Here is a 24,468-nt window from a genome sequence, read left to right on the forward strand (position 1 = left end):
TACACGAAAAGGCTATGACAAAACAAAAGTTGTCATGGCCTTTTCGTATAGATCGTAATATTCGAGATTTTAATAAGTCCCGATTTTTTTGCAAAAAGGTGAATAAAACGGAACCATTAATTCACTATTTGCAATATATTTTGGCTATTTATGAATTATACTTACGAAGTAAACATTATGAAATCTTAATCTTTTTAAATGTTCTTAATAAATTGTGCAAGGGAGGTAACCGACCTTTTAAAGAACAGGCTGGTGGATGGTAAAGCGTCATTATTGGAAAAAGTAAGCGTGTAACAACGAAGTTAAGATAGAACCGAATTTATTAGTACTAGGTACCAGGGAGGAATACAGAATGAGAAGATACAATTATCGAGATATGCTTATTAGTGAAAGTAAAACTCATTATAAAATGTATAAAGCTAAAAAGCAGTGGGTTGCAATGGGAATGACTGCCTTTGGGCTTAGTTTGGGTGCTTTTGTAGCAAATCCAGCAACGAAGGCGAATGCTGCCACTGTTCCAGTCAAGGCGGCAAATAGTCAGGCTAGTAGTGGGGCGGCAACCAGCAGTGCCAGTGCAGTTGCCTTAAAGACTAGTACCACGGCCTCTAGCGCTGCAACTACTAGCACAGCAAGTTCTGCGGCTAATAGCTCAGCTGCGACATCAACGAGTACTGCTGCCTCAAGTAGTACTGCTGCTCAATCAACAACTAGTGCTGCAGTCAAAACGGCTGCCAATACCGCTACACAGTCGACAGCTACTAGTACAGCGGCCCAATCCACTGCTACTAGCACTCCAGCAACCACAACGGCCACTAGCTCTGCCGCTCAATCAACAGCTCCAAGTACTGCAGTTACCAAAACGGCCACCAGTACAACGGCTCAGTCAATTACAAGTACTACTTCAAATAAAGCGGCCACGAGTACTGCGGCCCAGTCCACGGCTGCTAGTAGTGTTGCTACACCCACAACAACCCAAACGACAGCTGGTCAAGTTGGTGCGACTAGCACAGCCAAGACTGATCTTGCTTCAACGGCTACCACCAATTTAACTGATCCAACAGCAACCGAACTTACGGCCACTAAATCGGCCGCGGCAGCTAAATATGTAGCAACTGGCCAAGCACAAGTGATCTCCGCTAAAGCAGCAGCTAGTTCTAATTTTAGTCTGACTGATGCAACAGCCAGCACACCGATTACAGACAGTAATTACAGTAAGCAACATAACTTGGTCGCAACAGTCAATGCTCAAGTGGGCGATGCGATCACGATTACCGTGCCATGGATTTTTACAGCAACTAGTGACAATGTTATGGGCGTCAAGAAATCGACAGTTGCGGCTGATGTGACTGGACAAACGACAACTACTGCAGTTCCTATGAACACAGTTTTCACGTATACAGCCACTCAAGCAGGTATTCAGACAATTAATATTGTTTTAACTGGTACTGTTTCACCAAATGGTCTTAATGATGATAGTACTTATAAGGTTTTATTGACGGATAATGATGCTACGCAGTCGACCCTAACTTATACAGTTAGTAATCCTAATACACTTTCTTTTAATAATGTAATTTTGGATCAAAATCAAACTGGTACTTTAGTAGTTAATCAGAATTATGCTTATGGCGTGGAATTGACTTCTCCAAATCACGTGAAATGGAATGGCAATTTTTCATTAACGGTTCCAACCGGTTTCAAGTTATTAGGTGGAACTCTCTTAGATGGTACCGGTAGCAGTATGGGTGATATTACTAGTTTTAATCAAGCTACCACACCAAGAGTGTCCGATGGCGGTATTACACAAGCAGGTGCTGGCACTCCAATTATCATTGAGAAACCGTTTTTAACCTACACGAGCAGTACTTCTGTTTATATCCAATTTTGGGGTATGTACACGAATTCATTGGCTGACACTGAAAATACCTTTTCAATATCGGGTCAGTTTGTAAGCTCAACTGGTGACGCCACATATAATGCTAATAACACTCAGTTACTTTCTGGCACAAGTACGATACCATTGAATGTAAGTACGGCAAAAAGTGACGAAAATTTGGGGATTAGTTCTATTACTTTTGGTACACTTGGCAGTAGTCTTCAAAATAATTATGGTCAAAATGACCTTAATAACGCTTATTTAGATAGTGTTGATTCCTCAGGTAACAAGCAGTCCCAATCTGGAAATTATTCATTTACTAACAATGCTCGTTATGCATCTTTTTTAAATACAGGAAATATCACTCAGACCAACGCTAAATTGTCGATTGATTTAGAAAATGGTACGGAAGCACTATACGATCAAAACAGTAAGCAATATTATTATGGATTTGATGCGGATACTTTTAATACTATTCAATCAATTGTTTTAACGGATTCGAATGGTAAACAGACTACTTACGCTACGAGTGATTTAAAAAGTAATGCTTTATTTTTACCAGTAGGACAAGATGGTAGCGATATTCAAAATATTACTGTGGTGTGGAATCAGGTTTTACCAGGAGTTGAACAGGGTATTGAATACATGGGTAATAACATTTTGACTTCTAAGAAAATAAATGATACAGCAATTTATAAATTTAATTATTCTAGTGATCAAATTGTCACACCAATTGAAAGTTACAAGAATTTGACGATTGTGAATGCACCAGGAATACCATTATCGGTCTCTGTTACGGGCATTACGGGCGGAAACAGCTCTCTTCCTTCTGGGATTTATCGTCCTGGAAATACGGTTAGTGGCACATTTTATATTGGAACAAGTAGGATTGGTAACCTTGGTACTTATTATTTGACGGTTCCCCAAGAGCTTGATTTTTCTTCGATTACTTGGACATCCGGAAGTAAGATGACTTCATTACCGGATATTAATGATTATTTAACAGATCTTGGTTATATTGGTCCAAATGGTGAGCGTATTTTAAAACTTGATTTATCATCAATTAACAGCAGTTTATTTATTGATAACAGTTCTTCAGGAATTCATAGTTATAATGGGTTTGTTCTAAATATGACAGTTAACAAAGATGCGCTGCCATTAACAACTACTGCTTCTTTCTATGATACGATTCAAATTGCTGCCGAGGATTCTTATACTTTATATTCTGGTCAAAAGACCTATGAAATGCAATATGGAAATCAAACGGTTGAGGTCATTTCACCAACTCAAAATGGTAAAGATTTTACCAGTAATTATCAAATTGTTATTCCTTCTTTCATGGGTTCACAAGATGGTGTTGATGATCCAATGACGGCGAAGAATACTTTCTTGGATTATGATGCAACTGATCCAGATAATACAACTGCTCGGTTTAGCTCTGGTGCGACTACGGACACAAAGGATGATATTAATAGTAGTACGATTCAAATGGTGACGGTTAACGGAACGGATGCTTCTTCACCATGGACGCAGAATCTAATTAACTTACCCAATACTGCTAATGGTGATACATTTAATTTAATTTTGACTGGTGAAGGAACCATTGAATCTCAGACAGCCGCCGGTGATGCTGCTTTACTTTATTCCACTGAGAATATAACGCCAGTTACTGGTGAAAAGATTGATACAACTAATTTTGTCACAGCCGATCAAGTTAGTGACTGGTCAACAATTAAGTCCGTTTTGATGACTATAGGTTCATTGACGGATGGCGACTTAGCCGTTGCTTGGTTACCGGTTCAAGTTCAAAATATCAATGACGTTCCAGTTGATAGTTCGGCGACCTTTAGTTCAGTTTTCAAGGCCGAAAATACTGTAGATAATTCGATTCTTGAATCCGACCAAACTATGAATGCTAAGGTTGTTGCCACAAGTAATGTCACGACACAATGGATTCAAGAGGATGCTAATGGAGCACTAACTGCCATTAAACCCTCTAATACCACAGCTTACGAAATTGGTGATGACTATACAACCACACCTTTAGCGATTGGTGATATTCCCGCCGGCTATATGTTGAGTGAGACACCAGCTAATGCTACTGGGACTACTGGTCGTGACTCATTAACCGTGACTTATCTTTATGTTGTTCAGGCTCAGCGAGTGAACGTTCATTATATGAAAGTGAACATAAACAAGAACAGCGATTGGATTCCAGCTATTGGAGCTGAAATACCTGGTACTGAACAACAATTAACTGGGAATTCTGGTGGAACTTATACTAATACACTGGTTATTCCGGCCAATTATCATTTGGCCGGTGAAGATTCTTATGATGCCGAGGCCGTAACCGGTACGTATGATTCAGACTTCACGATCGACCAAGATTACTACGTTTACGTCAAGGATGATACAGTCACTGAAACGCCAACGGATAATCCAGATAATTATGATCTAACTAAAGATGTTAATGAAACAATTACTTATGTTTATGAAGATGGGACTACTGCGGCGGGTGACCATACGGACAAGGTTAGCTTTACCCGAACAGCCACTAAAGATCTCGTAACTGGCGATGTTACTTATACTGATTGGGTAGCTACCGATAAAGATACAACTTTCGATGCAGTCACCAGTCCAACAATTAAGGGTTACACTGCCGATCAACCAACTGTTGCGGCCGTAACTGGTTTAACTGAGGCTAGTACCGATGTAACTAAGAAAGTAACTTACGGGATTGCCGATGGCGCGATTGTTATTGGGGCTAATACTAAGGTTTATGATAATGATCCAACCACTGATCCAACTTATACAGTAACTTTACCAACGGGTATCGTAGCGCCAACTTGGACAGCGGATGATTTTACAGCGCCAAGTAGTCAAGATGCTAGTGATACTGCTTATAGTGTGAGCCTAAGTACTAAGGGTCAGGATGATCTAAAAGCCGCCAATCCTAATTTTAGTTTTACAACGGCTATGATTACGGCTGGGGCTTTAACAATCACACCTGCTTTGATCACGATTGCTGGGCCAGAATTAAATAAGACCTATGATGGTAAGGCTTATACGGGTAAAGGTAACGTTGCCGTTATTAATGGTGTTCCAGCTAATGGCAGTGCACCTGATTATGATTTAGGTGATTTAAGTGACGATATCGATGTTGGGACTTACCCCATTGCTGTAACGGCAGATGCTACTAAAAACGGTAATTATAAGATTACGACAGCACCAGGTCATCTGACAATTACGCCACAGGGCTTAGAAACCGTACCACCAAACACACCAACGAATCCAACTAATCCGGACGATCCAAGTCAGAATCCGCAGCTAACGGCTTCTGTTGTGGTTCAAGGGGCGACCAAGACTTACGATGGTGACGCTAGCACAGATCCAACCACGTTTACTGTTTTAGCACCAAGTAACTATGCTGACTTCGTTATTCCAACATTAACGGCTGATGATTTTGATTTAAGCAATTTGACTAGTCAAAATGTTGGCAGCTACAGCCTGACTTTAAGTGCTAGTGGCTTGAAGAAGTTACAGGACGCCAACACGAACTATAGCTTTGATGCGACGGACGTTCAAAATGGTTTGTTCGTGATTACGCCAGCACCAATTACGATCACAGGGCCAACAGTCTCTAAGACTTATGATGGTCAAGGCTACACGACTGCCTTAACGGGCACGATTACTGGTTTACCAGACAAAGGTTTGGCACCGGACTATAGTTTGACCGATGTTAGTGGCGATTCAGCAGTTGGTAATTATGATATTAACGTTACAACACCAAATACGGCCGATAATAGTAACTACACAATTACACCAGTTGCTGGTAAGTTATCGATCACGCCAGCTAGCTTAGAGGTAACACCACCAAATACACCAGAGGATCCAACTAATCCTGAAGAACCTGGTGAGAATCCACAATTAGCGACTTCCGTTGTGGTTCAAGGCGGGACCAAGGTTTACGATGGCGATGCTAGTACTGATCCAACAACTTATACCGTTTTAGCACCAAGTAAAGACACTGACTTTGTTATTCCAGATTTAACTGCTGATGATTTTGATTTAAGCGGGATTGACAGTCAGAATGTTGGCAACTACGTGGTTAACTTAAGTGCTAGTGGTTTGAAGAAGTTACGGGACGCTAATACGAATTACAGTTTTGATTTAACCGATGTTCAGAATGGTTTATTCGTCATTACTCAAGCACCAGTAACCATCACGGCACCAACGTTAAACAAGACTTATGATGGCCAGCCTTATACTGGGACAGATGATGTGGCCCAAGTTACCGGGGTACCAAGCAACGGGGTAGATTTAACTTATAGCTTGACCGACTTAAGCCAAGATATTAACGCTGATAGTTATGCCATCGACGTTATTGCGACGGCCGAAGATAATCCAAATTATAAGATTACCGCGACACCGGGCCAGTTAACGATTACGCCCCAAAGCTTAGAGGTAACACCACCAAATACGCCAGCGACACCAACTAATCCGGACGATCCGGGCCAGAATCCGCAGTTGACGGCTTCGGTTGTGGTTCAAGGTGGGACCAAGACCTACGATGGTGATGCTAGCACTGATCCAACCACCTTTACGGTTTTGGCACCAAGTAACTACGCCGACTTCGTTATTCCCGATTTAACGGCTGCTGATTTTGATTTAAGTGATTTGAATAGTCAGAATGTCGGTAACTATGTGGTCACTTTGAATGCTAGTGGTTTGAAGAAGTTGCAGGCTGCTAATACCAACTATGAATTTGATGCGACGGATGTTCAGAATGGTTTATTTGCCATTACACCAGCGTCCATTACGATCACGGCACCAACAGTCGCGAAGACTTATGATGGTCAAGGTTACACGGCCATTTTAACGGGTACCATTACTGGTTTACCAGACAAAGGTTTAACACCAGACTATAGTTTGACTGATGTTAGTGGTGATTCGGCGGTTAATAGTTATGCTATTAACGTTACGGTGCCAAATACGGCCGGCAACAGCAATTACACGATTACGACCACACCAGGTATATTAACGATCAACCCAGTTGTTGACGGTATTTCAGTTAGTCTCGGCACGCAACAAAAGTTGTATGACGGCGATGCTAGTACCGATCCAACCATGTATCAAGTTAGTTTATCCAATGGTTTAGTTGCCCCAACGTGGACGGCTGCTGACTTTGATTTTAGTGGGATCACCAGTCAAAACGTTGGTACTTACGCCGTGACTTTAAGTGCGCAAGGATTATCTGATTTACGCGCGGCTAATTTAAATTACACGATTACTGCAGATGAGATTGGCACTGGTAGTTTCAAGATTACGCCAGCACCAATTACGATCAAGGCACCAACAGTCTCCAAGACGTATGATGGCAAACCTTATAGTGGTGATCTAACTGCCACTTTAACTGGCGTACCAACCAAAGGGGACCAACCCGTTTATAGTTTGACGGATGTTAGTGCCGATGTTGCGGCCGACGATTATGAGCTTAACGTCAACGCTGATGCTACAGCTAACAGCAATTACACGATTACAACTGTTGCTGGTAAATTAACGATTACACCACAAAGCTTAGACGTCACACCACCAAATACACCAACGAACCCAACTAATCCGGAAGACCCTGGTCAAAATCCACAGTTAATGGCCTCAGTTGTCGTTCAAGGTGGCACTAAGGTTTACGATGGTGATGCTAGCACTGATCCAACCACCTTTATTGTTTTGGCACCAAGTGACTACGCCGACTTTGTTATTCCAGATTTGACGGCCGATGATTTTGATTTAAGTGATTTGAACAGTCAAAATGTCGGTAACTACGTGGTTAACTTAAGTGCCAGTGGTTTGCAGAAGTTACAAGCGGCCAACCCGAACTATAAGTTTGATTTAACCGACGTTCAGAATGGTTTATTTGCCATTACGCCAGCACCAATTACGATCACGGCACCAAGTGCGTCTAAGACCTATGATGGTCAACCTTATAGTGGTGCTTTAACGGCCACGGTAGACGGAGTACCGACTAAGGGGTTAGCACCAGATTACAGTTTGACCAACGTTAGCGGTTACACAACGGTTGGAAATTACGATATTAATGTAGTAACAACTAATACCGCTGATAATAGTAATTACACGATTACGACTACACCTGGTCAGTTATCAATTACGGCGGCCGAGCTAGATGTGACACCACCAAATACACCAGAGAATCCAACCAATCCTGACGATCCTGGTCAGAATCCGCAGTTAGCGGCCTCAGTTGTGGTTCAAGGTGGGACTAAAGTTTACGATGGTGATGCAGCAACTGACTTAACGACCTATACGGTTTTAGCACCAAGCAAAGATACTGACTTTATCATTCCTGATTTAATCGCTGCTGATTTTGATTTAAGTGGCATTGACAGTCAGAATGTTGGCAATTACGTGGTTACTTTAAGTGCTAGTGGCTTGCAGAAGTTACAGGCAGCCAACACGAACTACAAATTTGACTTAACCGATGTTCAAAATGGGTTATTCGTCATCACGCCAGCGCCAATTACAATCACGGCACCAAGTGCGTCTAAGACTTACGATGGTCAACCTTATACCGGTGTTTTAACGGCCACGGTAGACGGAGTACCAAGTGCTGGGGTTACACCAGTTTACAGCTTGGCTGATTTAAGTCAGGATGTTAACGCTGGTAGCTACGATATCAATGTTAATGCAACGGCCAGTGATAATTCGAACTACACGATTACCACCACTCCAGGTACATTAACGATTACACCAAAGGGCTTAGATGTGACACCACCAAATACACCAGAAACACCAACTAATCCTGGCGATCCTGGTCAGAATCCACAATTAGCAGCTTCAGTTGTGGTTCAAGGTGGCACTAAAGTTTACGATGGTGACGCAGCAACTGATCAGACAACTTACACGGTCTTAGCACCAAGTGAGGATACTGATTTCGTGGTACCAGACTTAACGGCTGCTGATTTCGATTTAAGTGGCATTAACAGCCAGAATGTGGGTAACTACGCGGTTACCTTGAACGCTACTGGTTTGCAGAAGTTACAAGCTGCTAATCCAAACTATGACTTTGATTTAACGAATGTCCAAAATGGTTTGTTTGTCATTACACCAGCACCAGTAACGATCAAAGCACCATCTGTCAGCAAGACCTACGATGGTCAAGCTTATAGTGGCAAAGTTACCGCAACGGTTACCGGCGTACCAACAAAGGGATCAAACGTCAGTTATGATTTAAGTGATCTAAGTTCAGACGTTGCAGTCGGTAACTATGTGATTGACGTTGCAGTAGACGCGACAGCTAACTCAAATTACACGATCAAGACGAAAAAGGGCCAGTTAAGCATTACACCAGCTGGTTTAGATGTGACACCACCAAATACACCAGAGAATCCAACTAATCCGGCTGATCCAGGTCAAAATCCACAATTGGCGGCCTCAGTTGTGGTTCAAGGTGGTACCAAGGTTTACGATGGTGACGCAAGTACTGATCCAACCACCTTTACTGTTTTAGCACCAAGTAAAGATACTGATTTCGTCGTACCTGATTTAACCGCTGATGATTTTGATTTAAGTGGCATTGACAGTCAAAACGTTGGTAACTACGTGGTTAACCTAAGCGCTAGTGGATTGAAGAAGTTACAGGCTGCTAATCCAAACTATGACTTTGATTTAACGAATGTCCAAAATGGTTTGTTCGCCATTACGCCAGCGTCAATTACGATCAAGGCACCAACTGTGTCCAAGACTTATGATGGCAAGGCTTATAGTGGTGCTATAACGGCCACAGCGGCGGGTGTTCCAGCCTCAGGTGTAGCGCCAGTATACAGTTTGACTGATTTGAGTCAGGATGTTAACGCTGGTAGTTATGCTATCAACGTTACCGCAACGGCCACTGATAATTCGAACTACAAGATTACCACTGAACCCGGTCAGTTAACCATTACGCCACAAGGCCTAGATGTGACACCACCAAATACGCCAGCGAACCCAACGAATCCTGATGATCCAAGTCAGAATCCACAGTTAACGGCTTCGGTCGTCGTTCAAGGCGCAACGAAAGTTTATGATGGTGATGCTAGTACTGATCCAACAACTTATACCGTTTTGGCACCAAGTAACTATTCTGATTTTGTTATGCCAACCTTAACGGCCAGCGATTTTGATTTAAGTGATGTGAACAGCCAGAATGTGGGTAACTACAGTGTGACTTTAAACGCTAGTGGTTTGAAGAAACTGCAGGACGCCAACCCGAACTACAAGTTTGATTTAACCGATGTTCAAAATGGCCTGTTCGTCATTACGCCAGCACCAATTACCATCAAGGCACCAACTGTGTCCAAGACTTATGATGGCCAAGGCTACACTGCTGATTTAGCGGCTACCGTAGCCGGTGTACCAACTAAGGGCTTAGCACCAGATTATAGTTTGACCAATGTTAGTGGTGACGCGGCTGTTGGCAATTACGCGATTAACGTCACAGCACCAAACACTGCTGATAATAGCAATTACAAGATCACGACAAATCCTGGTAGCTTAACCATTACGCCAGCCGGTTTAGACGTGACACCACCAAATACGCCTGAAAACCCAACGAACCCTGACAATCCAAGTCAGAATCCACAATTAGCAAGTTCAGTTGTGGTTCAAGGGGCAACCAAGGTTTACGACGGTGATGCCAGCACTGATCCAACCACTTATACCGTTTTGGCACCAAGCAAAGATACCAATTTCGTCGTACCAGATTTAACGGCGGCTGATTTTGATTTAAGTGGCATTGACAGTCAAAACGTTGGTAACTACGCGGTTACCTTAAACGCCAGTGGCCTGAAGAAGTTACAAACTTCTAATCCAAACTATGATTTTGACGCCACCGACGTTCAAAATGGGTTATTCGTGATTACCCCAGCAGCAGTCACAATCACCGCACCATCTGTTAGCAAGACCTATGATGGCCAAGCCTACACTGGTGATCTGAAGACAACTGTTTCTGGCGTACCAACAAAGGGAACTAGCCTAAACTACACGTTAAGTGATTTAAGCAAGGACACTGCGGTTGGTCAATACGCGATTAACGTTAATCAAACCGCTAGTGATAATTCAAATTATAAGGTTAGTGTTGTAGCCGGCCAGTTAACGATTACGGCCGCTGCTGATTACAGCTTAACCACTAACTACGTTGATGAAACAGGTAAGCAAGTCGCAACCAGTGATAGTAAAACTGATTTAAGTTACGGTGATGCTTACACAACGACGGCCAAGGTCGTGAACGGTTACTACTTGACGGCAGTACCAAGTAACGCCAAGGGTACAATTGGCAAGGGTAACTTAACTGTTACCTACGTTTATAACAAGGTTGGTAGCTATGTGATCACCCCACCAAACGGCGGCAGTGAAACGGATGTTCCTTATCCAAATGATCCGGCTGATCCTGGTAAAGTCACCACCCCAACGACACCAATCGTGCCAAGTGTGCCTGGTGAAACCCCAGTTGGACCAAATGGTGATCCATTAACCCCATCCGGTGACGGTTACTTGCCACCAGCAACACCAGCTGATCCAGGCAAAGATACAACCATCACTTATGTTGCCAACGATTACGGCGTAACGGTCAATTACGTTGATCAAAACGGCAAACAAGTAGCAACAAGTGAGACGCAGACAAAGTTGCACGATGGCGATGATTACACGACAACTGCCAAAGTTGTTAATGGTTACTACTTAACGGCCGTACCAAGCAATGCCAAAGGCACAATTGGTACCAGTGATTTAACGGTTACCTACGTTTACAACAAGGTTGGTAACGTGATCACGCCACCAAACGGCGGCAGTGAAACGGATGTTCCTTATCCAAATGATCCAGATAATCCAGGCAAAGTCACCACACCAACGACACCAATTGTGCCAAGTGAACCTGGTGAAACACCAGTTGGACCAAATGGTGATCCATTAACCCCATCGGGCGATGGCTACTTGCCACCAGCAGTACCGGTTGATCCAGGCACGGATACGTCAATCACGTATACCAAAGATGATCAAACGGCGACTGTGACCTACATTGATGACGATACCGGTCAAGTATTAACGAGTGATAGTCTTACAGGTAAATCTGGTGCAACCATTAGTTATAGTACGGCTGCTAAGATTGCCAGTTACACACAAAAGGGCTACCAGTTAGTGAGTGATGGCTTCAGTGGCACACCAGTCTTTGATGACAACACCACAGCTACCCAGAACTTCGAAGTTCACTTTAAGCAGGGTCAAGCAACGGCAACGCCGGCTAACCCAGGAACACCTGGTGCACCAGTTGATTCCACTAATCCAGATGGACCAAAGTGGCCTGATGGTACAACTGAAACTGATCTTGTGCACAACGTGACCGAGACGATTCATTACGTTGACAACAACGGCAAGACTTTAGTGCCCGACAAGGTTGATACAGTGACCTTTACCCGGACAGCAGTTGTTAATGAAGTCACAGGCAAGTTAACTTATACGCCTTGGACGGCAACTAATGGTGACACTAGCTTTGATGCGCAAAACACACCAATGGTTAGTGGTTATACACCAAGTCAGAGTACAATCGCTGCTGTAACTGGGCTAACAGCAACAAGTTCGGATATTGTCAAGACGGTGGTTTACGCCGAGCAGACGGCTGCTACACCAGCAACACCGACGACAACGCCAGCTAAAGTCGTCACACCAGCTGTTGCAACGCCAACTGAACAAACAGTGACACCAACAGTTAGGTCAACGACAGAAAAGACTGTTCCAACAGCTGCTAAAGTAACACCAAAAGTAGCGGCTACGCAGACAGTCAAAACGGCAAAAGCAACGGCAAAGACAACTAAACCTGTCTCTACAGCAGCAGTCAAGGCAGCAACTTCTGATAATGGTCAGAAACGTTTGCCACAAACTGGTGATGCCAAGGAAGGCTGGTTAGCGGAAGTTGGCCTAGCTATGTTAGGCTCAATCGGCTTACTAGGTGCAGCCAAACGCCGGAAACACGATGAAGATGGCAATTAACAAGTATTAAAAGGCACTTAGGTATGATAAAGAGGCACAGCAGCTTAATTCAAGTTGCTGTGCTTTTTTGTGCCCTGATTTTTTGAATTACGGGAAGTATTTTTATATTGCTGTTCATTATTTTTATGATCAAATCAATCGTCTTTAGAAGGTCAATCTTTACTAAAGAAGGTTAAAAAGAGGTGTTTGTGCGTCCTCAACTTTAATTGATTACCAGAGTAAGCGGCCAAAAGAATTGGTAACGGCCTAATTGTTAGTTGCGTCGGCAGGGTTGAATGGCAGCGCTTTTCTTGTGTGCTAAGTCAACTATATTATAGAATATTTATGAAAAGTGATTTGTGAGTAAGACTTTAGCTAGAGACCTTTTAGAGGAAATTCTATCATGAAATAGTCATTATTTAATGATTATCTGATAGCTTGGAAAACTTCAGGCCGTAAATTAGGTGACGCTTGTTTTTGATCTTGCCAATCTTTCCTATGATTTTAAAAAATAAGTAGTTCCGAATTTTGGCTAATTTTGGCTAAAGATGGGGATTCATTGGTAGTGAATAATCAAGCGGATTGGGCTAAAATTTAGGTAGCGGCAGTTGGAGTTAGCAAAATAAAAAAATCAATTAATGATGATTAATTGTCGCTTAGTTGATTAAAGTTCTAATAATTAAGCTGTCAAAAAATAAATAAAAAAATAATGGTAATTGAATGAAAACTTAAAGCAGGTTTAGAAATTAATTTCACTAGTAGTTTCTGGCTAATTAAGTCATAAAAAATTAGTTTAAAGGTCATTTAAGCAGTTAATAGAGTTAAGGACGGATTATATATGAAAGCCAAAACATTCACGAAAGATTCCACGACGCAAGGGGCCGTCAAATCAGTTTCTACAGCAGAGGATTTCAGCGCCAAGGACACTTCTTTTTCCACATTATTCCTAACCAATAAAGATTTACGTATGTTGCGGGTGTTTCATTATCTTAAAAGTAGCAAGGACGGCAGCACGGTAAATATTAGTAAAAAGTGTGCCGATCTGTCCTATCAAACCGTGTACCAAGAAATTCGCAAAATTCATAAAAAAGCAAAGAGTGAATTCCCTAAAGAAGTCAGTAATAACGCCGAAAAACGGTTAACAACTGGTGCGTTAAAGGCTAATTTAGTGCGCAATAGTTTAGTTTACCGGTGTTTGGAATATATTTTTTACGCGCCGGAAACACCCATTGAACTACTGGAAAAGGTTATGAACGCCAGTATGTCAACCATTGTTCGCCACTTTCATTTAATTAGGCACGTTTTACGCGATTTTGGTATCTATATAAATATTAGCGATTTTAAAATCACAGGTGATGAACGGCAGCTAAGGATATTCTTTTACCTGATGTTTCAACTGGCCGAGGAAGACATTTTAGTTCCGATTTCACAGAAAAATGTTTTTAAAAAATTAATTGGCAAATTACCTCATGGCGCGCTGTTTTTAGATAATAAAAAACAAACTGATTTTCTAAAAATCTGTGCCATTAGGAATAAGCAGGGGTTTCGCCTACAGGATGATAATTTTGAGAATTATTCTAACATTGTCAGTAAAAAGCCGATTTCGTTGACTAAATATCCGGAGATAATGTGGGCGGAATATTTCTGTAATCAAAGTCCGTATTTTGCAACGCAGGACCATCATGTTAAGGATTATGCCTACTATTCGGAAATCATTTACCTAACTGATTTGATAATTGATCAATTAAAGTTAACGCGTTCTTCGGCCTACGTTTTAGAACTAAAGCCATATTTAAGGCTGGTTATTGAATTTGTTCAAAAAATATCGTTACCATTTTTATCACTGAATTACGTTGAAAGCTCAACTAATTATTACGTTATCGACCATGAATTACAGCAATTATTTGCAAAACACGGTTCAAATTTTACTCACTTAAAAACTAATCAGGACGCAATCATCAAAAGTGTCATTCCAATTATTCAACCATACTTTTCAACCAATCAGCAGCTGATTTTTGTTGACATCAGCACCAACTATCTAACCAAAAGTCGGTTGTTAAACACGTTAAATATGCATTTACCTTTAAACTACACGGCCATTGTGACCAAGTCTAATTCAAATATCAAAAAATATTTTTTAATTACCGATCAACAAGTGCACCAAACCGATAATAATTATGTTTGGCACAGTAACCTTAGTTTTCATGAAAATGTGTTTGAACTCGCCAATTTATTGGGTGTTAACTTGGGTCACGTTTGAAAATTAGCCTGTGTTTTCTTGCCTAATTTATTCTGCTATGCTTGCTTAATTTTTTGGCCTAAATGTGTTTAGAAAATTGGTCTGTCGTGTTCGCCACGTTTCAGTTTGGCATATTTTACAAACACTTCCTAATCGTAAAAATGCCGGTCAATTTCATTGCTATTTTCTGGAGTTAGAAAATTAGCGTTCTGTTTAAATCAAAAAGGGGGCCTTTATTTTGTTCAATCATGATAAAAGCCAAAATATTGAAGGGAAGGATTGGCTTAATGATTCTTACCCAGTTGGACAAGAAGTCGGTAGTCCAATGCATCAATTATTAGAAGAAAAATTAATTTCGAAAAAAACGTTTAACGACTATTTTAATCATAGTGACAAGTTGGCGCCAGCTACACGCAGGGCGCTAGCAGTGTTGGAGGCGGCCAATGCTGCCGATGAACGCCTTTTTTGTTCCAATGTAAAAGAATTCAAACTTAGGTTTAAAAATCGGCTGCCACTTGTGCTGCCTTCGGAAAGTATGGCCCGGATTTATTGTGCCGAAAAGTCTACCGACGCAAACAATACTTATGAAACCACGAACTTTTTACTGATAATTAACTTGGATAAACTTAAATTTTTAGCAGTAAATACTGCTGAGACTGAGAAAAGCCAATACCGATTGCTGAATTGTCAGGATATTACTGCAATTGAGCTCGATTTGGCGTTTGAAAAGTTAAGTATTAACGTTGTTTGGTCACCAGCCTCAGTTGCTAGAGGTGTTAATTTAAGGCAACGCTCTGTTATTGTTGACCGGGCATTATTTGTTTACGCACGGGAAATGATTAAGGGCTGATTGAAATAAGCTGGCCATTCTATATTGGAATATCAATGGGGAATGGGATCACTGTTTTATTTTAAGTAAATATTTCTAGTATCTGAGACTGGTTCGTTGTATTTGTAACTTTATAATTTATTCTGGGATTTAAGGATCGGAAGTTGTGGCAAAATCTAATTTTGGCACGGCTTTTTTGGTGTCTTGATTGCTAATTGAAAAAGAAGGGCCGCTCCTTTATGATAAATAGTATCCAAGCAAAGATCGATGGATCTGCGATAACCTGATGATTGTCTAAATTAATGGAGGCCCAAGATGAGTCTATTTGATGTTTTTAAGAAAAAGAAAACTAACCAACAAGGATTAACCAAACCAACTACCAATCCACAATTAGAGCAGTATTTTAGATTATTAAGAAGTAAACCACGGGATGAAGCTGGGCTGATTGAACAAATTTTTCGCTATATTGCGCTGAATGGGCGATTCTTAGTGGTTATCGCGACGGAAGCGGAAATCAATGAACAAACAACGATGTTAACTATGAAAAAAGATGAAAAATTTAGTTTCCCCTTACTGACCAATACTGCTAATGAAACGATGTTACCAGTGTTTTCGAATTGGGATGAATTGAGAAAGTGGCAAAAGCGTCCTAGTGATAAAGCATTGGTCGTTGATTTTGAAGATATTGCCACTATGGTGTTAGAAGGCACTGATGCCGGATTTAGTCTTGATCCTTTTACGGAGAATTTTGTGGTTTACCGGCAACAGGTTAAGCACATGCATGATCAAAAAAATATTGAGCAGCACGGGCATGTTACCCAGGTCATCAAAAAAGATGCAGCGGTTGAAATTGGTGAACCGGCCGATTATCCAACTGAAATGGTGGCTGAACTTGCCGCTCAATTACCGGCAATAAAGGAAGTAAAGGCAGTTTGGCTGCGGTGGTGGGTACGTGATGATGAAGGCAGTTACCTATTATTGCTCAATTATACGGGTAACCGCGCCCAGCTTTATCCAAAAATAGGTAAAATTGTCACGCCTTATTTGCGTGGCCACTACATAGATATTATGGAAAGTCAGTCATTCTCTGATGTAATCGAGAAAGTAGAACCGATTTATACGCGCAGATAATTTTAGTGAATTAGAATTTATTAAATGGTCGATTGTGAGAATTAAGGGAACATCGCTAGAGTTTTATATTTTGCATAACGTTCGTTAAAGGTATTTGGCCGGCCAAAACATTTTAATGGCAATGTTTTGTTATGGCCTTTTCAATAAATAAACCTTCTAAAGCTACTGGTGGTCCGGCAATGAAATCGTGGAGTGAGTGCTCATGAAAGTAATCTATGAAAATATTCAAGATCAGATCAAAATACTTAAGGCCGACGAGGATTACTATGTCCGTTTTATTGTTTGGCGAATGCCTATTCATGAGGAGACTGTTCCAATAGAAAAGCAGGCCGTGGATGCCTACTTACAGGGACAACATACGGCGGATGAATTATTATATTATGCAGATTTTGGCATCTGGAAACCGGACAAGAGCCCAATCCAGACCAACCGTGATTTTCTTGAAAAATTTCCGGAATTTGTGTTAATTGCTCCAGAAAATGCGCAGAAGATTTTTTCCAAAGCAGAATACAAAAAACTGGTAAAAAGGGCACACAGAGAAAAAAGAAAAGAAAATTGGCTAAAAGTATTTCACTTAATGAAAAAATAGGGATAGTACTGAAGGACAAGTTTAAAGTGGCGAATAAAGTACGTGCTTATTGTTGCTGCTTTAAAAAAGTCGGTGCTAAGGTGGCCCAAATCAAATGGAGAAACAAATATCGTATATTAATAATGAATTAACGGTAAATGAACATAAATTGATTTTTGACTACGATGTTGCGCAATACCGATGCGATGGCGAGCAGGTCTTTGTGCGCCTTGAAATTCCTACTGGAATAAAACTCACAAGAAGTGCTGTTCGGAACGTATTTGCGATTTCAAGGACCGGCCAAATAATTTGGCGACTTCCAATTCCAGTTTTGAAGGAGTTTCCCAAATTTAGTCCGTTACCCATAACCAGTATTTTTCTAAAGGATGAAGCACTTTTTGCAACGGATTTTATGGGCAGAATCTTTCGGCTTAATAAAAATACCGGAGAGGGAAAAATCGTGGGCGCCACAAAATAAAGTCCGGTTGGTTTCATGAAATTAAATGTAATTGGAGAGCAAAATGACTAATACGGGGAAATTTAGTGTAATTTATGGCCTAACAATAATTTGTGTAGGATTAGCAGCAATGGGGTTGCAAACTGAAGTTTCAAAAATATATCTGCCGCTATGTGTGTTCTTTGCTAGTTGCACATTAGGATTCGGCGGCCTTAGTTTTTATTTGCGACCGCGCCAGGGGACAAAGAAAACTCAAAGTCTACTAAAATGGTATTTGATTATCATTAATTGTGTCTTGCCCTGGCTTTTAGTTGCGCTAGTTCAAGTCCGGGCCTTAATGTTAAGTTTGCCTGCCGAAAATAGTACTACTTTGGGCATTGTTATGTGGTTGCTACGACCTTTCGATCCTATTGGCAGCATCTTTTTTTGTATTATTGTTCAGGGTTTTACATTTACATTACTTTACCCTATTATTTGGGCGCCAAAAATTAGAAGAACGTGGTTGGTTTTATTTAGTGTGATTGGAATTTTACTGCTTAGTATGGGCCTAATGGCGATAGTTGGATCGCCGAATGGGGCGTTAGAAATTTCAGTGTTGACGACCTTTATCAGTCTAATAGTGTCGTGTTTCATCATGCCAATTATGTCGGTTGTTCTATTAATTAAGGGACCTGCACCTGCTACCAAGCAAGCCAAGCAAAATAAATTAAAGAAACTAATTAGGACTTGTCGGCGTGCATTAGCTGGTCTTCAGAAGGCCTATCCAAAGGGATCTTCAACTAGAGCAGATAACTTAATGGCCGCCATAACAACAACGATGAAGGCCGCACAGCGCGGTTCGGTGGCCGGTATTGATTTCGATTGGTTTAGTTTAGTTAGAATGTTCGTTGATGAAACCACAATTTCAAGTGCTGCTTATTTTACCGCCATTGATGAAATGATTGATCAGGTAAAAAGGTTACAAGACGGTGACTACAAGATTACAATACCGCACTTTTACTGTCTTCAATACACTGAGGGTAATCGGGTGATGACCATCGACATTGATTTCAGAGACCCACAACTCAGTTTTGACAGTAGTATGATTACCCATTGGCAAGCGCCATACGATCACATAGTGTTAAGTCAGCGCGATAAAAATAGAATCTACAAAAATATTCGCCAGGAATTAATCTTAATGGTTCCAGAAAAAACTAAAAGGCTAGCGAAAGCCGATAAAACAATGTCAATTAGAGAAGCAAAGCGGATTATTAAAAAGAAAAAGCTTGATGCTACTGGATTCTTCCAAAGTACTGGTGTAATACGTACGCCAGCAATTAAAAGGGAACCTGCCGGCTACGCTGTTTTTACGGTTGGTGATAGTAGTGTCCGTCATTATCTATCTAAAAGTAGGGCGCTGAAGGCTTATATCAACCGTTTGCGGATTTATAAGCAAGCGGAATATGGGCAGATAGTTGGCCTGAATGTCAGACTGATTAAAGAGCTTGGGCGGATTAAAATGGCATTGAAATTAGCAAAGTATAGAAAAGAGGCCGAGCAAATTACACAAATTCTAGTAGTACTGCGTGACGCCACTGCCAGTAGGAATGAAAATATCGCTGCGCTGGAAAGCTTCATTATGATGGCAAATGTACGCTACTTAGGGGACATGCAAATTCCTGATTATGACGAGCCGTATTCGTGGATGAATAGAGTGACGGGAGCAAAGCACTTTGCCGAAGAACTTGTGTTATTGCTAAAAAAATGAGCAACTTTAAAGCTTCTATTTGGTTGGTTTGATAAAGTGGATTGCTTAATTGAAGAGAGAAAACTATCGTGAGAATAGTGATTGACGCTTAATGGCCTTAACCCATATACTGAATTTATGGCCGAGTTTGAGGATTGATCCCCTTTAATGAGGTCTAGTGAGCAGCACGAAAGGTCACATCATCACACCAATACTATACAAATCGGTGGTGATGGCTTGTGTGCTATTTAGTCACCGTGTTAGGAGGATCAGAACGGTTTACGCCGCAATGATTTTTGTTATTTCAAGGGCGGCAATTAATTTTGCTAAAGCCTACGAGATAATAAAAAGGCTAACCGCAAAGGCTAGCCTACCCTAAACACGTGCTATACTCACGCCGGGCGTTTGCTATGCCAGTAGCGAACGCCTTTTATGTCTCTAATAATAGCAGAAATAGGTTAAAATGCAACTAAAGAGGCGGCCAGCTAAACAAATAAATCACAGCGATTAAACTTAGTATTCAATTTGTTTGGTTGAAAAATAATTCAAGAAAAAACCACTGTCATTTAATTATTGAGGTGACAGCGCTATATGACTATTAAAAATAATGCCCCTTGGCCGCTAAATTACATGTGAACAGATTTAGTTAGTTTCCATTCCGGCGTTGGCGGATGGAACGCGGGGCAGGTTGGTATGTGACTTTTTTGACGCGCATTTGACGCGTTTTTAGTGTGAATCAATACATTTGGGCAAAAAAATAACCCTGCTAATTATTAATTTAGCAAGGTTATTTAATGCTATGAAAGCTATTAAACTTTATTTATGGAGACGGCGGGAGTCGAACCCGCGTCCAGGCGTACCGCCACTTAGAACTCTACGCTCATAGTCATCTCATTTAGAAGTTCACTAGTCAAAAACGCCAGATGACAAGGCAACCATTAACTAGCTAACCTGATAATCTCTTTACAATCTTTCAGGTGGGAAGATTGCACGTAGCCCACTTAATTTAAGACCCGTATCCACCACATGGGCGATGATAGGCGGATCTACGCAACGCTACGGTTAGGCAGCTAAGGCGTAAGAATTATTATTATTTTTTGCAGTTATAATTAACTGTAACGTTTTAACGTAGCCGTAACCTACGAAGCGCAATCCAAGCTCGACTACACCTGTCGAATCCATAACGTCCCCAAAAACATACTTAATGATAGCATAGTCACTCTAAAAGTAAAGGGATTTACTTTTAAAGTAGGAGGAGTTAGCGCAGTAAATTGAAGTGCCGCAAGCCTTGAATAATGCCGCCTTCAGTATTTTTAGCAGTGATGTATTCGGCACGGTCCTTCACGGCCGTGATACCGTTACCCATTGCGATGGGGTGGTCGACGGTGTTTAGCATTGGAATATCATTAGTGCCATCGCCGAAAGCGTAGGTTGGAACATCCTCTAAACCCATCTTCTTAATTAAAGTGTTAATCCCAAATTGTTTGGATTCACCTTTTAAAATAGTATCCATTGAATAGGGTGAGTTGCGGTAAAAGGTTAGTTGTTCACCATAAGGGTAGATATAACGCTTATCATTATCTTTTGTGATAATAAGTAGTATATAAACGGGATTAGATTTGTAGAAATCAGGATCAACTTCGGGTTCAGGTGCGTTAACGTACTGATACTGCTTTTTGACTGTATCGGTCATTCGTGAAACCCGGTAACCTTTATCATTATAATAAGCAACGGCATCGCCATGTTCTTCGGCAATCGTTGTTATTTTACCAACTAACGTTTGATCGATATTGCCTTGGTAGATTGGCTGACCATTGTAAACAACGTAGGCACCATTAAGTGACACAAAGGAGTTAATGCCCGTTTGTAAAAAGATATTGAGCACCTCCGATGGTGAACGGCCAGTTGAAATAATTGGAAGCACATTTTGAGCGCGTAAACTGCGAACTGCAACTTGAACGTCTAAATCAATTCTTGATTGGGCGTTCATAAGCGTTGCATCTAAATCGAAAAAAACTAATGCACGGTAGGCCAATTGAATCCTCTCCTTAATCTGGCAAACTATCTTAATTTAACTCCAGTTTAACAAAGTTATTAAGGATAACAAAGCTTGTTTCTGAAAATTGTGTGACCTTTTTGCGAATAAACTCTAAACTTTTAATAACATTAAAAAAAGCCAATTAAATTAAGGCAGATTATTGTATAATGTGAATAGTTTCGAACTAAATTCTAATTAAAAAATAATTATTTATAAAAACGCTGAAGGAGCGATTTTGCATGAAGCTACTAATGATTGAAGACAACAAATCCGTCTCCGAAATGATGAATATGTTTTTTACAAAAGAAAATTGGGATGCTGAATTCGCCTACGATGGTAATGAAGCAATCGACAAGTTTAAGCAATCACCTGATGACTGGGATATTATCACATTGGACCTTAATTTGCCAGGAATTGACGGGATGCAGGTTGCTCAAGAAATTCGCAAGGCCTCCCAAACTGTCCCGATAATTATGTTAACGGCTCGTGACTCCGAGTCCGACCAAGTTCTAGGTCTGGAAATGGGCGCGGATGATTACGTTACGAAGCCGTTTAGCCCAATGACCCTAATTGCTCGAATTAAGGCTTTACATCGGCGGGCTGAGTTAGGTGAACCGACTAAGACGGATGAAAATAAGGAGGCCACGTCAGGGTTTGACGTTCAAACGGATCATTTCCGGTTGAACACAAAAACCCGTGAGGCTTATTTGTTAGATAAGCAGATTGAAGGCTTAACGCCTAAAGAGTTTGATTTGTTATACACGCTAGCCAAAAATCCGAAACAGGTTTTTTCACGGGAACAACTATTGGAACTCGTTTGGGATTATCAGTATTACGGTGATGAGCGGACAGTAGATGCTCATATTAAAAAATTACGGCAAAAAATTGAAAAAGTTGGTCCACAGATCATTCAAACGGTCTGGGGTGTTGGGTATAAATTTGATGATTCGGGCGTGGTCGCCTCATGAAATTAATTTATCAGCAAATGTTGGCCTTTTTTGCGGTTATTATGACGACCCTCCTGATTGTGGGGGCCTTTTTTATCCAGTTTACTACACGAATGGTTTACAGTAGCACTTGGGACCAGTTGGAAGGTTACGCTGATAGTTTGATGCAACAAGCAATGTCGGTCGACCAACGCACAAATTCGTCCCACGGTTTTCAAATCAGTATGTTGAAAAATAGTGAGGCGGTTTTATCGCACCAGAAAGTTCACTTTGCGATTTTTAATCAGAACAACCAAATGATTTATCCAACGCAAAATGATGGTATTGTGCGGCAACTAAGTAAACAGGATTGGAATAAGTTGCAGAAGGGGGAGCGGATTCACCGTACCTCTGACCACGGCACAAATGTTTTAAACAGTCGAGCTGAAATGACGGATGTTTTGGTGCCTTACTTCTATAATGGTAAATTACGGGCGGTTATTTCGGTAGGTTCGTTGGTGTCGGACATTCGGGCCAATATCAGTAAAATCGAGCATAATTTATTTATCGCACTGTTAATTTCAAGTGTGGCCGCCATCATTTTGAGTTATGTGTTAGCCCGGTACCAAGTTTTACGAATTAACCGGGTTCGAGGGGCCGCACACAAGGTTGCCCGGGGCGATTTTGATATTCATCTTGAAGAAAAAAATCGGGATGAGCTTGATGATTTGGCGCAGGACTTTAATAAAATGGCCGTTTCGTTGCGGGGTTCAAACGAGGAAATTAAGCGCCAGGAAGATCGGCGGCGTCAATTTATGGCCGATGCCGCCCACGAAATGCGCACACCGTTGACAACGATCAACGGTTTATTAGAAGGGCTTCAGTACGATGCAATCCCAGAAGATATGCGGGGAAAGAGCATTGAATTAATGCAAAATGAAACCAAGCGCCTAATTCGAATTGTAAACGAAAACTTAGATTACGAAAAAATTCGGACTAACCAAATCACGTTGTCCCGGCGTAATTTTGACGCAACGGATGCACTAAATAATATTGTATTGCAATTGACTAAAAAGGCGGAAGAGGCCGGTGATAAGTTGGTTCTTACCCCTGGTCCAGCAGTCACGATTTACGCTGATTATGATCGGTTTGTTCAGGTGATGTTTAACGTGGTTCAAAACGGAATTCAATTTACCCAAAATGGGACGATTACAATTACGGCAAAGCGGGGGTATCACGAATCAATTTTCGCTGTAGCGGATACTGGAATCGGAATGACTAAGGCCCAACTTAAAAATATTTGGGAACGGTATTACAAGGCAGATCCATCGCGTAAGAACACTAAGTACGGTGAATCTGGTTTAGGGCTAGCAATTGTGCATCAACTTGTTCAATTACATGGTGGTCAGATAAAGGTTGAAAGTGAGAAGGATCACGGGACAACCTTTACGTTGACTTTCCCTGATGAACAGACAAGTCAGGATAAAGAAACTAAAAAGATTGAATAGCAACCAAAAAAATAGGTAAGCAGTAAATAACTGACCGACTTCAAAAATAATTTAATTCAAGTTATGATTGCCTCATCAAATAATTGGTGAGGTGATTTTTATTGGATAAACCGGATATTGTTCAAATTAAAATGGATCATTCTGGTTCTCAATCGCG

10 protein-coding genes and 1 other RNA gene are annotated in these 24,468 nt (G+C 41.1%); 9 read left to right on the forward strand and 2 right to left on the reverse strand.

What is annotated here, in order from left to right:
- Nucleotides 1-352 precede the first annotated feature (352 nt).
- The 7 genes from EKM61_RS03685 to EKM61_RS03715 all read left to right on the forward strand — a co-directional run bounded on the left by EKM61_RS03685 (nucleotide 353) and on the right by EKM61_RS03715 (nucleotide 19,860).
- On the forward strand, nucleotides 353-12,910 hold the full coding sequence (locus tag EKM61_RS03685) for an MBG domain-containing protein (RefSeq protein ID WP_082918511.1): 12,558 nt from the start codon (nucleotides 353-355) through the stop codon (nucleotides 12,908-12,910).
- A gap of 817 nt (nucleotides 12,911-13,727) precedes the next feature.
- A complete protein-coding gene (locus EKM61_RS03690) occupies nucleotides 13,728-15,149 on the forward strand; it encodes a helix-turn-helix domain-containing protein (protein WP_068225186.1) in 1,422 nt (473 codons plus the stop codon).
- A gap of 217 nt (nucleotides 15,150-15,366) precedes the next feature.
- Nucleotides 15,367-15,978: a hypothetical protein gene (locus tag EKM61_RS03695; protein WP_068225185.1), complete on the forward strand. Its 612-nt coding sequence runs from the start codon at nucleotides 15,367-15,369 to the stop codon at nucleotides 15,976-15,978.
- Between the two features lie 294 nt (nucleotides 15,979-16,272).
- Nucleotides 16,273-17,088 (forward strand): enhanced serine sensitivity protein SseB C-terminal domain-containing protein, encoded by an 816-nt coding sequence (locus EKM61_RS03700; RefSeq protein WP_068225183.1) that lies wholly within the window; start codon nucleotides 16,273-16,275, stop codon nucleotides 17,086-17,088.
- A gap of 202 nt (nucleotides 17,089-17,290) precedes the next feature.
- Nucleotides 17,291-17,677: a hypothetical protein gene (locus EKM61_RS03705; RefSeq protein ID WP_068225181.1), complete on the forward strand. Its 387-nt coding sequence runs from the start codon at nucleotides 17,291-17,293 to the stop codon at nucleotides 17,675-17,677.
- A 94-nt stretch (nucleotides 17,678-17,771) separates the two neighbouring features.
- Complete coding sequence (locus tag EKM61_RS03710) at nucleotides 17,772-18,134, forward strand: hypothetical protein (protein WP_068225179.1); 363 nt, start codon at nucleotides 17,772-17,774, stop codon at nucleotides 18,132-18,134.
- Nucleotides 18,135-18,243: 109 nt separating this feature from the next.
- Complete coding sequence (locus EKM61_RS03715; protein WP_125636158.1) at nucleotides 18,244-19,860, forward strand: hypothetical protein; 1,617 nt, start codon at nucleotides 18,244-18,246, stop codon at nucleotides 19,858-19,860.
- A gap of 799 nt (nucleotides 19,861-20,659) precedes the next feature.
- Here EKM61_RS03715 and ssrA read toward each other — a convergent pair.
- Both ssrA and EKM61_RS03725 read right to left on the reverse strand, forming a co-directional pair.
- Nucleotides 20,660-21,030: a transfer-messenger RNA gene (gene ssrA, locus EKM61_RS03720) on the reverse strand.
- A 67-nt stretch (nucleotides 21,031-21,097) separates the two neighbouring features.
- Entirely contained in the window at nucleotides 21,098-21,874 is a 777-nt protein-coding gene (locus tag EKM61_RS03725) for a Cof-type HAD-IIB family hydrolase (protein WP_068225174.1), read from the reverse strand.
- Nucleotides 21,875-22,116: 242 nt separating this feature from the next.
- Here EKM61_RS03725 and EKM61_RS03730 point away from each other — a divergent pair, with 242 nt between their 5' ends.
- Complete coding sequence (locus EKM61_RS03730) at nucleotides 22,117-22,845, forward strand: response regulator transcription factor (protein ID WP_068225172.1); 729 nt, start codon at nucleotides 22,117-22,119, stop codon at nucleotides 22,843-22,845.
- Complete coding sequence (locus EKM61_RS03735) at nucleotides 22,842-24,311, forward strand: sensor histidine kinase (RefSeq protein WP_068225170.1); 1,470 nt, start codon at nucleotides 22,842-22,844, stop codon at nucleotides 24,309-24,311. Before EKM61_RS03730 ends, EKM61_RS03735 begins: the two co-directional genes overlap by 4 nt.
- The last annotated feature ends 157 nt before the right edge of the window (nucleotides 24,312-24,468 follow it).

The sequence above is a fragment of the Loigolactobacillus backii genome (assembly GCF_003946275.1).
GTDB lineage: Bacteria > Bacillota > Bacilli > Lactobacillales > Lactobacillaceae > Loigolactobacillus > Loigolactobacillus backii.